General features: G+C 63.8%; 11 protein-coding genes. 4 read left to right on the forward strand and 7 right to left on the reverse strand.

Translation table 11 applies throughout. The features are described 5' to 3' along the window. Positions 1–2,327: TonB-dependent receptor (locus Q0139_RS06755; RefSeq protein ID WP_298019405.1), on the forward strand; the 2,327-nt coding region annotated here is incomplete at its 5' end. 118 nt (positions 2,328–2,445) lie between these two features. Here Q0139_RS06755 and Q0139_RS06760 read toward each other — a convergent pair. From Q0139_RS06760 to Q0139_RS06770, 3 genes are all read right to left on the reverse strand, one after another. Beyond that, positions 2,446–3,414 carry an aspartyl/asparaginyl beta-hydroxylase domain-containing protein gene (locus tag Q0139_RS06760; protein ID WP_298019406.1) on the reverse strand — a complete coding sequence of 323 codons (969 nt, stop codon included), beginning with the start codon at positions 3,412–3,414 and terminating at the stop codon, positions 2,446–2,448. A 108-nt stretch (positions 3,415–3,522) separates the two neighbouring features. After that, the gene (locus Q0139_RS06765; RefSeq protein WP_298019408.1) at positions 3,523–5,298 is read right to left on the reverse strand and encodes a putative 2OG-Fe(II) oxygenase; all 1,776 of its coding nucleotides are present in this window, start codon (positions 5,296–5,298) and stop codon (positions 3,523–3,525) included. A gap of 9 nt (positions 5,299–5,307) precedes the next feature. Continuing rightward, positions 5,308–6,159, reverse strand: a complete 852-nt coding sequence (locus Q0139_RS06770; protein WP_298019410.1) for a class I SAM-dependent methyltransferase — start codon at positions 6,157–6,159, stop codon at positions 5,308–5,310. A 144-nt stretch (positions 6,160–6,303) separates the two neighbouring features. Between Q0139_RS06770 and Q0139_RS06775 the strand changes: the two genes are divergently transcribed. Continuing rightward, positions 6,304–6,603, forward strand: coding sequence for a hypothetical protein (locus tag Q0139_RS06775; protein WP_298019412.1), 300 nt, complete (start codon positions 6,304–6,306; stop codon positions 6,601–6,603). A gap of 35 nt (positions 6,604–6,638) precedes the next feature. On the opposite strand, the gene clpB is transcribed toward Q0139_RS06775, so the two are convergent. Continuing rightward, positions 6,639–9,221, reverse strand: a complete 2,583-nt coding sequence (gene clpB / locus Q0139_RS06780; protein WP_298019413.1) for an ATP-dependent chaperone ClpB — start codon at positions 9,219–9,221, stop codon at positions 6,639–6,641. A 180-nt stretch (positions 9,222–9,401) separates the two neighbouring features. Here clpB and Q0139_RS06785 point away from each other — a divergent pair, with 180 nt between their 5' ends. Next, a complete protein-coding gene (locus Q0139_RS06785) occupies positions 9,402–12,344 on the forward strand; it encodes a pitrilysin family protein (protein WP_298019415.1) in 2,943 nt (980 codons plus the stop codon). Positions 12,345–12,374: 30 nt separating this feature from the next. Next, the gene (locus Q0139_RS06790) at positions 12,375–12,674 is read left to right on the forward strand and encodes a hypothetical protein (RefSeq protein ID WP_298019417.1); all 300 of its coding nucleotides are present in this window, start codon (positions 12,375–12,377) and stop codon (positions 12,672–12,674) included. Positions 12,675–12,740: 66 nt separating this feature from the next. On the opposite strand, the gene Q0139_RS06795 is transcribed toward Q0139_RS06790, so the two are convergent. The 3 genes from Q0139_RS06795 to gpmA form a co-directional block, all read right to left on the reverse strand. Then, positions 12,741–13,814, reverse strand: a complete 1,074-nt coding sequence (locus Q0139_RS06795) for a 5-(carboxyamino)imidazole ribonucleotide synthase (protein WP_298019419.1) — start codon at positions 13,812–13,814, stop codon at positions 12,741–12,743. After that, complete coding sequence (gene purE / locus Q0139_RS06800; protein ID WP_298019421.1) at positions 13,811–14,299, reverse strand: 5-(carboxyamino)imidazole ribonucleotide mutase; 489 nt, start codon at positions 14,297–14,299, stop codon at positions 13,811–13,813. The genes Q0139_RS06795 and purE overlap by 4 nt, the downstream gene beginning before the upstream one ends. Before the next feature lie 79 nt (positions 14,300–14,378). Then, complete coding sequence (gpmA, locus tag Q0139_RS06805; protein WP_298019423.1) at positions 14,379–15,065, reverse strand: 2,3-diphosphoglycerate-dependent phosphoglycerate mutase; 687 nt, start codon at positions 15,063–15,065, stop codon at positions 14,379–14,381. Between the last annotated feature and the right edge of the window lie 40 nt (positions 15,066–15,105).

Here is a 15,105-nt window from a genome sequence, read left to right on the forward strand (position 1 = left end):
CGGGCGGCAATCCGGTTGACGGTTTCACCTATGACGTGAACCTCGCCATGGGTGCCGGCTTCGACGACGGCCGTGGCCATGTCACCGCCTATCTCGGCTATCGCCAGATCGACCCGATCCTCCAGGCCAATCGCGACTACAGCGCGTGCGCCCTCGATTTCTCGGCCACGCAGCCTTCGGGTTACAACTGCACGGGATCGTCGACAATTCCCGAAGGCCGCTTCCTGATCTTCGATCGGAACACCTTCGCTTCGTCGAGCCTTCGCAACGAGCCGGGCAATCCAGGCGGTTTGGTTCCCTATACGGGTGCCAATGCATATAACTACGCGCCGACCAACTATTTCCAGCGTCCCGACAAGCGCTACACGGCCGGCTTCTTCGCCGAGTACGAAATCAGCCCGTCGATCGTTCCTTATGCGGAATTCCAGTTCATGGACGACCGTTCGGTCGCGCAGATCGCGTTCTCGGGTACGTTCTTCGCGAACAATCCGTTCCTGCAGTGCGACAACGCCCTGTTCAGCAACCAGCAGCGCCTGGCCTTCGGCTGCGACCGTGATGGCGACGGCCTGTTCTCGGCCGCCGAGCTCGCCGACACGACCGACTATGTCTACATCGGTAAGCGTCTGGTCGAAGGTATTCCGCGTCAAAGCGATCTGCGGCACACCTCCTACCGTGCGGTCGTTGGTGCCCGTGGCTCGATCAGCAGCGACTGGAACTATGACTTCCACCTGCTTCGCGGTGAAACGATCTTCAACCAGGTCTATCTGAACGACCTTTCGGTCAATCGCATCAACCAGGCGCTCGACGCCGTGCGCGACGCGAACGGCCAGATTGTCTGCCGCGATCAGTCGAACGGCTGTGTCCCGCTCAACGTCTTCTCGGCGACCGGCGTGACCCGCGACCAGTTCAACTTCATCTCGGTTCCGGGTCTGCAGGACGCCAATCTCGAGACTTATGTCGCGTCGGGCTATGTCTCTGGCAACATGGACAACCCGCTCGGCACGTCGACTCCGATCAGTCTCGTCTTCGGTGCGGAATACCGCAAGGAACAGTATGAACTGACGCCTGACCAGAATTTCGCCGAAGGCACGTTGGCTGGCCAGGGCGGTCCGTCGCCAGCCATTGCGGGCGAGTTCTCGGTCCGTGAAGTCTTCGCCGAACTCCGCCTGCCGCTCGTTGAGTGGGGCAATGGCGGTGCGATCGAACTGACCGGTGGTTATCGTCTGTCGGACTATAACACCTCGGGTACGAGCCACACTTATACCGGTGGTGTCGAAATCGCCCCGATGGAAGGCATTCGTCTTCGCGGTGTGTATGCCCGCGCTGTTCGCGCGCCGAACATCGTCGAGCTGTTCTCGCCGCAGTCGATCGGTCTGTTCGGCGGTGTCGATCCTTGTTCCGGCGCGACGCCGACGGCAACGCTCGCAGCGTGTCAGAACACCGGCGTGTCGGCTGCCCAGTACGGCAACATCGCCGGCAACCCAGCTAACCAGTACAACCAGCTGGCCGGTGGCAACCCGAACCTCGACGTTGAAAAGGCCGACTCCTACACGGTGGGTATCGTCGTCGACGGTCGCGGCCTGGGCCTCGACGGCTTCACGGCCACGGTCGACTATTTCAACATCGAGATCCAAGACTCGATCGCCGGCATCGGTGCGCAGAACGCTCTCAACCAGTGTCTTGCCACCGGCCTTCCGGAGTTCTGTAGCCTGGTCAATCGTGCTCCGGGCTCGGGATCGCTTTGGCTCGGTCAGAACGGCTTCGTGATCAACACGCAGCAGAATATCGGTGGTCTCCGGACCGACGGTATCGATATCTCGGCCGGTTATCGTTTCCCGGTGTGGAACGGCAGTCTGTTCGCGAACATCGTGGGTACCTACACGTTCGAGAACGCGTTCCAGTCGACCCCGACGGCGAACTTCATCGATTGCGTCGGCCTGTACGGCAACACCTGCGGTACGCCGCAGCCTGATTGGCGGCACCGTCTGTCGGTTGGCTACACGGCCGACTCGGGTTGGGGCCTGACGCTGCGTTGGCGTCACTTCGGCAGCGTCGATGTCGATGCCTCGTCGTCGCAGCCCGATCTGAACGACCCCACCCAGCTGGGTACGGTCGATGACACGATCGACTCGTACGATTGGTTTGACATAAGCGCGTCGTACGACATCACCGACAACCTGCGCCTCTCGGCCGGTGTGAACAACGTCTTCGACCGCGAACCGCCGACGATCGGTGGCTCGTTCGGCCCGTCGAACGGCAACACCTTCCCGGGTGTGTACGATCCGGTCGGCCGCTACATCTACTTCGGTGGTCGCATCCAGTTCTAAGCGACCTCGAAACAGAACGAAGAGGGCGGGAGAGAAATCTCCTGCCCTTTTTGTTTGTGCGATTGTGATATTGGGTAGTCGTCCGTGTCCCGTTGCCGGTGAGGGTGCGCGAGCGGAGCTACCAGTTATGCCAGCCGAGCAGAACGGTTCGCCGAGCGATCCAGCGGGAGCGTTCGGCAAAGACATGCTCGATCGCCGCGCGCTCATCGGGCGTGAGATCGGGATGATGGCTTTCGAAGATCAGGACCGTGCGACCGCTATCGGACCGGTTCCAGGCTTCGTGCTCGAAACTGTCGTCGAACGCCAAAATCGAACCTTCCTGCCAATGATAGGTGTCCTGGCCAACGCGTATTGCGCAATCGTCAGGGACGATCAGCGGAAGGTGCACGGTCAATCGGGCATTGGTCAGGCCATGATGCGGTGGAATGTGTGCTGTTGGCTGGAGCGATGAAAAGAACGCTTCCATGGGCACACCGTTCACGCGAACGAGATCGGCCTTATCGAGCGCTGCATGGGTCACCGGGAAATGCTTCTCGGCCGCGATAGGACGACTGTCCTTGAACAGATAGATCGCAGACCAGTCCAACGATCCGCTGAGCTTGCGCCATGCCGGCATCTGGATGTTGGTGGGGACATAGGGTACCGTGAGCGATTGCTCCCGCGACGCCGACAGAAATTCGTCCCGGATGTCCGACCAATAGGCCTCGACATTCTCTGCCCAAGGCAGCTGTTCGTGCGGTGTGACCGGAAGGGCAGGCAAGTCCGGTACGTAGAAGACCTGAGGCTCTTGATAAGGCGTGCGGTAGGCAAATTCACGCTCGTGCGTCATTGCCCAGATGGCGTTCCGAATTCGGCCTGCCGCGCCTTGGCCATCGGCTTCCCATGCGTCGAGCGACCGTTGATGAAGGTCGGTCAGGAAACGACTGATAGCGCCGTCCGCCTGAGCGGAATGTTCGCGAGCCAGTGGATGCTCGCCATCGTCGTCCTTGATCCGCCGCAGATGCGGATCGGCATCGTCGCCCAGTGTCCATACCGCGACAGCTTCCTCTTCCCGGCCCGCTGCCAATAACTCGGCGCCGGTGAACAATGCCAATCGGGCATTGTGCTGATCCGCTCGGAACATTTCGAGCAGTTCATCTGGTCCGGGTTTTTCGGGCATGACAATCGTCCTCAATCGGGATCCGCGCACAAGCTGCTAGCTGACTACTACGTCGAACGCGACGGTCAGCCGTTCGCCCTCGGAAAAGGGCTTCGTGCCGTGCCACATGATCGAAGGAAACAGCGCCAGCCTCCCGGGCTCGGGCTTCACCATCTTGATCGGGGGTGCGTCCAGCCCGAATTCCTGTGGCGCTTCGCCCAGAGCAAGCCATCCCTCCCGGCTCTGTTCTTCGCCGATCGTATCGGGCAAAGCGACATAGAGCGCGGAACTGAGCCAGCCTTGGTTGTGGATATGATTGACGTGAAAGCCGCTGCCGGTCAGCCGGACCGACCAAGATCCCGAAAAACGAAAATCGCCGCGGCGCCCGCCGAGAAACGGATGATCCTTTTCCGGGGGCGGCAAGCCGTCGATATAGCTTCGTACGGCCGTGCGAATATGGCCGACCAGTGAAACGATCTCGGGTTCGGAGCGCGTAAACAGGATGCTGTCCGTCTGCGTGCCATTGCGTAGCGATTGTTCGAACGGATGTGTTTCCCACCGATGCAAATGCCGCAGCCTATCCGCCAGCGCCGGTAGCTCGGCGCGCAACGGTTCAATATCGATAGCTTTGGCAAGATCGCGATCACCTTCGAGCCAGCCCCAGCGCGGGTCGCCCATCATGCGCCACGCAATCGAGATATAGGGCCAGGCTTCGGCGCCCTCGCCATTCTCGACAAGCTCCATTGCCAGCCGCTGCGCTCGATCGAAATCGCGCGTCTTCAGCAAATACCGCACGAAGGGCATGCGAAAGAACGACGCCCGCTCGCTGGCGTGCTGCTCATATAGTTCCCCGGCCTTCTCCAACTCGCCGAGTTCGGTCAGCGAATTGGCCTCCAGATTGTCGAAGCGCGGATCGTCTCCGGCCGTGCGGCGCGCCTCGTCGTAAAGAGGTAGCGCCACGTCATGGCCCTGCCCGCGCGCGGTCGCTACGATCATGTCCATCCACAATCGCTTGTCGCGAGGATGATTGCGCAACGCGTTGCGATAGCCGTCGACATAGCCTTCGGGGTCGCCCGACTGCCAGCGTACCTGCGCGAGCATATGCTGGCCGTGATACCAGGTCGGCGTCTTCTCCAGTCGTGCCTTCAGGAAAATCTCGGCCTCGTCGCGCCGGCTCTCGTCGAGAAGCGCCGCGGCTTCGCCGGCCCAGATATCCTTATCGTCGGGCTTCACTCGATGGGCGGCGCGAAACAGGTCGACTGCGGGTTTGCCCCGATCGAGTGCCAGCTGCGCCTTCAATCGCAGCGACTTCGCTGCCTCGGGTGCAAGAGCGAGTGCACGCTCCACCGCCTCTTCGGCCTCATCGAGCAACCCGAGCGCCCGGGCTGTCAGCCCGACATTGAGCCACAGGCGGGCATTGTCGGAATAGCTTTCCGTCAGCGCCGAAAGATCGCGATAGCCACCCATCGAATCGACATGCCGGTGGCGCACGAGCGCCCGGTCGATCCGCGCGTCCACCAGATCGGGTGCCAGTGCGATCGCGCGATCATAGGCGGCAACTGCCGCCTCGCCCTCGCCAAGGTCGTCGAGCAGGCTTGCATATTCGGCATGCATGGCGGGGATGTCGTCCCGAAGCGCGATTCCGCGCTCGAACGCGGCACGCGCTTGTTCGAGCCGTTCCTGCTTTTTGAGCGTGACACCGGCCAGATGGTAAAAAGCTGGCTGGTTCGGATCGGCCTCGATCAGTTCGCCTAGCAGCGCCGAACAGCGTTCGAGATCACCCGCCTGCAATGCGCGTTGCGCTTCGGCAAAGCCCTGCTGGATATCGACCATGACCCGGCCCTAATCCGCCCGCCGGCCGTTGACCAGCCATGCAATCGGGCCGTTCTCGTCGCCGGGGATCGGCGCGCGATGCTCGACGATAAAGCCGCTGTCCGCAAACAACGCAGAAATTCGCGCGGCGCTGTCCTCGTCGAGCGCGCTTTCGCTCAGGTGACGCAAAAGGGCTCGCTCGCGCGCCATGCCCGACGCCACCCAATCGAGATCCTTCTCCGCCTCGCGGCCGCTGCGTCCGGCGATATCGCGCAGCGCCGCCGCGATCTCGGCCACGACCGGCTGATCGCCATGCTCGTCGAACACCGGATCGAGCGCCGCAATGACGCCCGAAGCATCGCCCTCGGCGGCGCGGACAAGGGCATCGCTTTGCCCAATGGCGTCCAGCGCGGCAGCCCTTGTCCGATTTTGCGCCACGACCGGGCTCGATCGGTGATGCATGATCAACTGGAACAGCGAACCGGGTCGCGAGACGCGAACCAGCTCCGCGACGATTTCGCCATGTGTGCCATACTCGAATCCGAACTGGCTGACGAACGCATCGAAGCTATCATCGTCGAAGGGAAGCGCCGCCATGTCGGTCCGCCCGATCAGTGTGACGTCCGGGTCGGCGCTTTCGGGCAGTTCGGCATAGTCGATACCCGCAAGCAGCAAGTCCGATCTCTGGGCACGGATCAGGCGCAGGACGGCACCCGAGCCGGTCGCCAGATCGAGGCAGGACGCGCCCTTCGCCAGTGTTGCCGCGAATTCGCGCCAATGGTTCGCCAGCCGTTCGGCGACATGATCCGGCGCGCCGGGAAGGCAGTTTCCGGTCGCTCCCTTTTCGGCCCAATAGGCCGACCAGGCCTGGTCGTTGTCCATGCCGGTGTCGCTAGCCCAATTCACGCTGTTACGCACCATGGTGTGTGCACGCGGTCGGCCTGCCCAAGCGTGCCTCTGGCAGTCGTCGGCCATTCGCGATAACCTGTCGGTGGAGCATTCACGCTTTCAGAGAGGGAGAAGACGATGTTGCGGCTAACGCTTTTAGCATTGGCGTTGCTCGGCCCATCCATGGCAGTGCCTGCGCTCGCCCAGTCCGAACCCGAAGCGTCCGAGGCTCAACAGGCGCAAGAGGAGGAGGTTATCTGCCGCCGTGTCGCAATGACCGGCTCGCACCGGCGCGGCCCGCGCGTCTGCCGGACCGAGAGCCAATGGAACGCCAACGCCCATATGCAGCAAGAACGCGCGCGCGGCTGGGTCGGCAACTCGGCTATCGGCTCGGGCGTCGACGATCCCAGGCCGGCGGCAGGAACCTGCTGCGACTGAGCGGCTCGCGCTGACGACCGATTGGTGTCGCGGCGTCAGACAGCGACGTCGATCTTCAACTCGCCGTCCCCTTCGTCCACCTTGACCGTCGAACCGTCGGGCATGTCGCCGCGCAGGATCGCGTCCGCGAGCGGGTCCTGCAGATATTTCTGCACCGCGCGCTTAAGCGGCCTTGCGCCATAGACGGGATCGTAGCCGACCCGTCCCAGCCATTCGCGCGCCTTCTCGCTGAGGTCGATCGTCACCTTGCGGTCGTTCAGCAGCTTCTGCACACGTGCGACCTGGATATCGACGATCGGCGCCATATGCTCCTGGCTGAGGCGGTGGAACAGGATGATCTCGTCGAGGCGATTGAGGAATTCGGGCCGGAAATGCGCCCGCACCTGTTCCATCACCTGCGGTTCGACATCGTCGACCGTCTGGTCCTCGCGCAGGTCGGTGAGATATTGGCTGCCGAGGTTCGAGGTCATGATGATCAGCGTGTTCGAAAAGTCGACCGTGCGACCCTGGCCGTCGGTCAGCCGCCCGTCGTCGAGCACCTGGAGCAGCACGTTGAACACGTCGCCATGCGCCTTTTCGACCTCGTCGAAGAGGATCACCTGATAGGGGCGCCGCCGAACGGCTTCGGTCAGCACGCCGCCTTCGTCATAGCCGACATAGCCGGGAGGGGCGCCGATCAGGCGCGACACGGCGTGCTTCTCCATGAACTCGCTCATGTCGATGCGGACCATCGCGTTGACATCGTCGAACAGGAATTCGGCGAGTGCTTTCGTCAGTTCAGTCTTGCCGACGCCGGTCGGGCCGAGGAACAGGAACGAGCCCAAGGGCCGGTTCGGATCCTGTAGGCCCGCGCGGCTGCGGCGCACGGCGGTTGACACCGCCTTAACGGCATCCTCCTGTCCGATGACGCGCGTGCCGATATGCTCTTCCATCGCGAGCAGCTTTTCGCGCTCGCCCTCGAGCATCTTGTCGATCGGCACGCCGGTCCAGCGCGAAACGACCGAGGCAATGTCTTCGCTCGTCACTTCCTCGCGCAGCATCGCGCCTTCGGTGGCCTCGCCGGCCTCTTCGAGCTTGCGTTCGAGATCGGGAATGGTGCCGTAGGAAAGCTCGCCCGCCTTGGCGAGATCGCCGGCACGCTGCGCCTGTTCGAGCTGAATGCGCGCGGCGTCGAGCTGCTCCTTCAGCTTCGCCTCGCCCTCGATCTTCTCGCGCTCGGCCTGCCAGCGTTGCGTGAGCGCGGCATTTTCTTCTTCGAGATTGGCGAGCTCTTCCTCGATCGCAGCGAGCCGGTCCGCGCTCGCCTTGTCGCTTTCCTTCGCCAGCGCCTCGCGTTCGATCTTGAGCTGGATGATCCGCCGGTCGAGCGCCTCGATCTCCTCGGGCTTCGACTCGACCTCCATCCGGATGCGCGAGGCAGCCTCGTCCATCAGGTCGATCGCCTTGTCGGGCAGGAACCGGTCGGTGATGTAGCGCTCGGAGAGCGTCGCCGCCGCGACCAGCGCGCCGTCGGTGATCCGGACGCCGTGATGCAGCTCGTATTTCTCCTTGATACCGCGCAGGATCGAGATCGTGTCCTCGACGCTCGGCTCCTCGATGAAGACGGGTTGGAAGCGCCGCTGGAGCGCCGGGTCCTTCTCGACATATTTGCGATATTCATCGAGCGTCGTCGCACCGATGCAATGCAGCTCGCCGCGCGCGAGCGCAGGCTTCAGCAGGTTGCCCGCGTCCATCGCGCCCTCGGACTTCCCGGCACCAACCAGCGTGTGCATCTCGTCGATGAAGAGGATGATATGGCCCTCGGCCTGCTTCACCTCGTCGAGCACGCCCTTCAGACGTTCCTCGAACTCGCCGCGATATTTCGCGCCGGCGATCAGCGCGCCCATGTCGAGCGACAGCAATTGCCGGTCCTTGATGCCGTCGGGCACGTCGCCATTGGCGATGCGCAGCGCGAGGCCCTCGGCGATCGCCGTTTTTCCGACGCCAGCCTCGCCGATCAGCACGGGGTTGTTCTTGGTCCGTCGCGCCAGGATCTGCACGGTGCGGCGGATTTCCTCGTCGCGGCCGATGATCGGGTCGATCTTGCCCTCGCGCGCGCGCTCGGTGAGGTCCGCGGTGAACTTCTTCAGCGCTTCGTAGCGATCCTCGGCGCTTGCCGTGTCGGCGGTGCGGCCGCCGCGTAGCGCATTGATCGCCGCGTTCAGCGCTTCGGGCTTCAGCCCCGCCGTGTCGAAGGCGTCGCCCGTCGCCGTGCCCTTCGCCATCGCCAGCGCCAGCAGCATCCGCTCCACCGTGACATAGGAATCGCCGGCCTTGTCGGCGATCTGCTGCGCCTGGTCGAGCATGCGAACGGCGTCATTGTCGAGCTGCGGCGTCTGTTGCGCGCCGCCACCCGATACCTGCGGGACCTTGGCGAGCGCGGCGTCGATTTCGCGCACCGCCGCCTCGGCGCTTCCGCCGGCGCGCCCGATCAGCCCCGCCGCCATGCCTTGCTCGTCCTCGAGCAGTGCCTTGGCGATATGCAGTGGCGAAACGCGCTGGTGGTTCATGCGGATCGCGACGGTCTGCGCCGACTGCAGGAAGCCCTTGGCGCGGTCGGTAAATTGTTCGAGATTCATGGCCTGTCCCCGTCAGAATGAGTTCCAGCCTATATAGTGTTGCCAAAATGCAACACAAGGCGTTCGAGCCGCAATTCGTCGAAACATGTAGCCTCCTGTCGAGCGCGCGCAAGCGCGGCTTGCGCCGGGGCTTCGGGCCGCTATTGTCGCGCCCGACACATCGCGAAAAAGAGGAATCCCATGCGCTCCTTCCTGCTGGCGCTGCTCGCGCCGCTCGCACTGATGGCCGCACCGGCGCTCGCCCAGGGTGCCGCGCCTGCGGGACCTCAGCCCAATGTGACTGCCGCGGATCTCGTTAACGATATCGAGATTCCCTATGAGGAGTTCACGCTAGACAACGGTCTTCGCGTGATCGTGCATGAGGACCGCAAGGCGCCGGTCGTCGCGGTGTCGATCTGGTATCATATCGGCTCGCGCCACGAGCCCGAAGGCCAGACGGGCTTTGCGCATCTGTTTGAGCATCTGATGTTCAACGGGTCCGAGAACGCGCCCGGCGATTATTTCGAACCGCTCCGCGAAGTCGGCGCCACCGATTATAACGGCACCACCTGGTACGACCGCACAAATTATTTCCAGACGGTGCCGACCGAAGGCCTCGAACTGACGCTGTTCCTCGAATCGGACCGGATGGGCCATCTGCTCGGCGCGGTGACGCAGGAAAAGCTCGATAACCAGCGCGGCGTCGTCCAGAACGAAAAGCGGCAGGGCGACAACCAGCCCTATGGCCTCGTCGATTATGCGCAGATCGAAGCGCTGTTCGGGCCCGACCATCCCTATGGCCATTCCACGATCGGTTCGATGGCCGATCTCGACGCGGCGAGCCTCGATGACGTGCGGAACTGGTTCCGCGCGCATTATGGCCCCAACAACGCCGTGCTCGTGCTTGCGGGCGATGTCGATACCGCCACGGCACGCACGCTCGTCGAGCGCTATTTCGGCGATATTCCGCGCGGACCCGAAACGGCACAGGTCGATCCCGGCATTCCGACGCTTGATGAGCGGCTAGAAATTGTGATGCAGGATAATGTCGCGACGACGCGGCTCTATCGCACCTGGGTGGTGCCGGGCCTCAACGACGAGGCTTCGGCGCAGCTCGATGTCGCAGCTTCCGTCTTCGGCGGCCTCGCCAGCTCGCGGCTCGACAATATTCTGGTGCGCGGCGAACAGACGGCTGTCGCCGTTCGCGCCTTCGTCCAGCAGTTTGAATATAACAGCCTGTTCGAGGTCCAGGTCGATGTCGCGCCGACGGCCGACGCCGATGCGGTCTCCGCGCGGCTCGACGAGCTGCTCGCCGATTATATCGCCAACGGCCCCACTCAAGATGAGGTCAACCGCGTCGCGATGAGCGAAATCTCATCGCGCATCGCAGGCCTTGAATCGGTCGGTGGCTTTGGCGGCAAGGCCGTGGTTCTGGCGCAGGGTGCGCTCTATTCGGACAATCCGGCCTTTTATCGCACGCAGCTCGAATGGCTTGGGAATGCGATGCCCGAAAGTGTGACCGCCGCGATGCAGCGCTGGCTGACCCGGCCCGTGCTCGCGACGCGCGTCGATCCGGGCGAACGCGGCGAATATGTCGAGGCCGGATCGGTCGGCGCTACCGAGCGCACCGGGACTCTGTCCGCGCCGGCTTTCTATATGCAGCCCGGCACCGAGGCGGGGATGATCCCGGGCGGTGAGAATGAGGCGCAGACCGGCGCCGAGGCGGAAGCCGAAGAGGCGGCCGAGGAGCAGGCGGAGGCTGAGGCAGAAGCCGGCGCTTCGACACGCTCGCAGCCTCGGCCCGAAGTCGGCATGATCGACGATCTCGACTTCCCGGCCGTCGAACGCGCCACGCTCTCCAACGGCGTCGAGGTGCGCTTCGTCCGCCGCGATGCGGTCCCGACGATCCTGACGCAGCTGAGCTTCGATGCCGGTAACGCCGCCGACCGGGCCGACCGTCTCGGCACGCAATCGCTGATGCTGGCGCTGCTCAACGAGGGTACGGAGAGCCTGAATTCGATCGAGATCGCCGAGGCCGAGGAGCGGCTCGGCGCCTCGATCAACACCGGCGCCTCGACCGACCGCACGACGATCGGGCTCTATGCGCTGGCGCCGAATTACGAACCTTCGCTCGATCTGCTGGCCGATATCGTTAAGAACCCGGCCTTTGAGCTGTCGGAAGTGGAACGGCTTCGCGCGACGCAGCTTGCCGGTATTTCGGCGGAGCTGACATCGCCAAGCGGCCTCGCGCAGCGCAACCTTTGGCCGCGGCTGTTCGGTGAGAACCATCCCTATGGCCGCCCGACAAGCGGGCTCGGGACCGCGGAATCGGTCGCCGCGATTACGCGCGACGATCTCGTCAATTTCCATCAGTCGTGGATTCGGCCCGAGAAGCTGTCGATCTTCGTCGTCGGCGATACGACGCTCGACGAAGTCGTCGCCGCTCTCGAACCGCGTTTCGGCACCTGGCGTGTGGAAGGCGAAGCGGGGACCAAGTCGCTCGAGGCCGATATCGCCGCGCCTCAGCCGCGGATCATCCTCGTCGACCGGCCGGGTTCGCCGCAGTCGTTCATCTATGGCGGCCAGGTCCTGCCGCTTCAGGGAACTGACGAAGTCTTGCCGCTGCTCACTGCGAACGAAGCGCTCGGCGGAAGCTTTCTCTCGCGTCTCAACATGGACCTGCGCGAAACGCGCGGCTGGTCTTATGGCGTGCGCGGTTCGGTCAACCGTTTTGCGGGGCCGGTCAGCTATACCGTCGCCGCGCCGGTGCAGGCCGATCGCACCGGCGATTCGATCGCGGCGTTGCGCGAGAATATCGCCACGTTCCTCGGCGATGAAGGCGTGACCGAGGTCGAATTCGAACGCGCCATCGCGGGCAATATCCGCAGCCTGCCGGGAAGCTTCGAAACGTCGGGCGATGTCATCGGCGGAATGCAGCGCAACGCGCTCTACGAGCGGTCCGACGATTATTATGACGGCATCGCGGAAATGTATCGCGGCCTCACGCGGGAGCAGCTTGACGCTGCGGCCCGCGCGGTGATCGACCCGGACAATTTCATCTGGGTGGTGGTCGGCGAGGCGGAAAATGTCCGGCCGCAGCTTGACGCGCTGGGGCTGCCCGTGGAAACAGTCGAAACCGAATAACTGACAACCCTGTAAGGAAGGATAGACCATATGACCGACGTAAGCGGAACCTGGGACGCCACGATCAATTCGCCGATGGGCGAGCAGAAGGTGACGTTGACGCTGAACCAGGACGGCGACACCGTGACCGGCACCGCCTCGGGCGCGCAGGGTTCGGCCGAGATCGCCGAGGGCAAGGTCGACGGCGATACCTTCACCTGGAAGCAGGACATCACCGTCCCGATGCCGATGACGCTCGAAGGCAAGACCACGGTGGCCGGCGATGAAATGACCGGCGCGATCAAGGCCGGCGCCTTCGGCGACATGCCGTTCAAGGCCTCGAAGCAGTAGCAGCGCCCCCTTTGAACAGAGCGGCCCGCGCCGGGAACTCCGGTCGCGGGCCGTTTTGCGTCCGGGCTATTCGGTGAAAAGCTGCGTCACATGGCCCATCTTGCGGCCGGGGCGGGCTTCGCCCTTGTCGTAGAAATGCAGATGCGCGCCCGGGGTCTCCAGCCAGCGCTGGGCCTCCTCGCCATCGATACCGATCAGGTTCGTCATCTCGACGCGCGGCAAAGTGAGCGCGGTCGATCCCAGCGGCAGGCCGCAAATCGCGCGAATGTGGTTCTCGAATTGCGAGCATTGCGCGCCCTCGATCGTCCAGTGCCCGCTATTGTGCACGCGAGGGGCCATTTCGTTGAAGACCGGGCCTTCGGCGCTGGCAAAGAATTCGAAGGTCAGCACGCCGACATAGCCCAGCGCCTCGGCCACCTTGCGCGCGAGATCGGCAGCGGCGGCGGATTGTTCAGCGATCAGGCCGGTTCCGGGCGCGATCGAGCGCGACAGGATGCCGTCCTCATGGCGGTTGTCGGGGGGCGGATAGACGCGCGTGTCACCGTCATGGCCGCGCGCGAGGATGATCGAGAATTCACGCTCGAACGCCACCATCGCCTCGAGCACGGCGGGGCGCTTGCCGATATCGGCCCACGCCGCGGCAGCCTCGTTCCGGGACATGATCCGCACCTGTCCCTTGCCGTCATAGCCGAAGCGGCGCGTCTTGAGGATCGCCGGTACGCCGATCGCGTCGAGTGCCGCTTCGAGCGTTTCGCGGCTGTCGACTTCGCGATAGTCCGCAGGCCGGCCGCCATGCGACAGAATATAGTCCTTCTCGCGGAGCCGGTCCTGCGCCAGCTCGAGCGCATCGGCATTGGGGTGTAGCGCTACGGCATCGCCGAGCGCGCGGAGCGGCGCGGCCGGTACGTTCTCGAATTCGTAGGTGAGCACATCGCAGCGCGCGGCAAAATCCCGAAGCGCATCGACGTCGTCATAGTCGCCACGCACATGCCCGGCCGCAACCGCCGCGGCGCATGGATTTTCCTCCGGCGCGTAGATCAGGCAGCGATAGCCGATCTGCGCGGCAGCGACGCCGAGCATCCGGCCGAGCTGGCCGCCGCCCAGTATCCCGATTGTCGAACCCGTGGGCAGCGCGGTCATTCGGCCGGGTTCTCCCCGACGGCGTCGGTCTGCGCGCTGCGCCAGGTGTCGAGCCGTGCCGCGATGCCCTCGTCATAGGCACCGATAATTGCTGCACCCAGAAGCGCAGCATTTTTTGCGCCCGCGACGCCGATGGCGAGCGTGCCGACGGGAACGCCGGCGGGCATCTGCGCGATCGAAAGGAGGCTATCCATGCCCGACAACGCCTTGGACTGGACAGGGACACCGAGCACCGGAAGCCGCGTCATCGCCGCGCACATGCCCGGAAGATGCGCCGCGCCACCCGCGCCCGCAATGATCGCTTTGAGCCCGCGATCGGCCGCTTTCTTGGCATAGGCATAGAGCCGGTCCGGCGTCCGGTGCGCGGAGACGACCTTGCACTCATGCGCGATATCGAGATCGGTCAGGATATCGGCGGCATGGCGCATCGTTGCCCAATCGGAACGGGAACCCATGATGATGCCGATAAGCGGTGCGTCGGTCATGCTTCGTCCTGTGGCTGGAGCCGGAAGAAGCGATTTCTTCTAATGCCGAACGCGGTTCCGCGCAATCGCGATGATGCGGCTAGCGTTCGGAGAGATAATAGCGGTCCTTCGCCGCCAGATCGTCGTCGAGATCGTAGACGATCGGTTGCCCGGTCGGAATTTCCAGGCCGGTGATCTCGTCATCGGGAATGTTCGACAGATGCTTGACCAGCGCGCGCAGCGAATTGCCGTGCGCGGAGATCAGCACGCGCTTGCCGTCCTTCAGTGCCGGTGCGATCCGCCGCTCCCAATAGGGAAGAACGCGCTTGATCGTCAGCTTCAGGCTCTCGGTTTGCGGAATCTTGACGCCGGCATAGCGGGGATCGCCGGACAGGTCATATTCGCTTCCGGCCTCCATCTCGGGCGGCGGGATATCGAAGCTGCGGCGCCAGATATGGACCTGCCCCTCGCCATGCTTCTCGCGCATCTCGTCCTTGTTGAGGCCGGTCAGCCCGCCATAATGCCGCTCGTTCAGCCGCCAGTGCTTGTGCACGGGCAGCCAGAGCCGGTCCATCTCCTCCAGCGCCAGGTTCAGCGTCTTGATCGCGCGGGTCTGGTAGCTGGTGAAGCAGACGTCGTTCTCGATGCCCTTGTCGCGCATCAGCTGCCCGGCCTCGCGCGCCTCGGCGACGCCCTTGTCGGTCAGGTCGACGTCCCACCAGCCCGTGAAGCGGTTCTGCAAATTCCATTCGGACTGGCCGTGGCGAACGAGGACGAGTTGCGGCATGATGGACTCCGTGGAGAATGTCGGCCCAGGCGGGAAAGCG

It is taken from the genome of uncultured Parasphingopyxis sp. (assembly GCF_937129435.1).
GTDB lineage: Bacteria > Pseudomonadota > Alphaproteobacteria > Sphingomonadales > Sphingomonadaceae > Parasphingopyxis.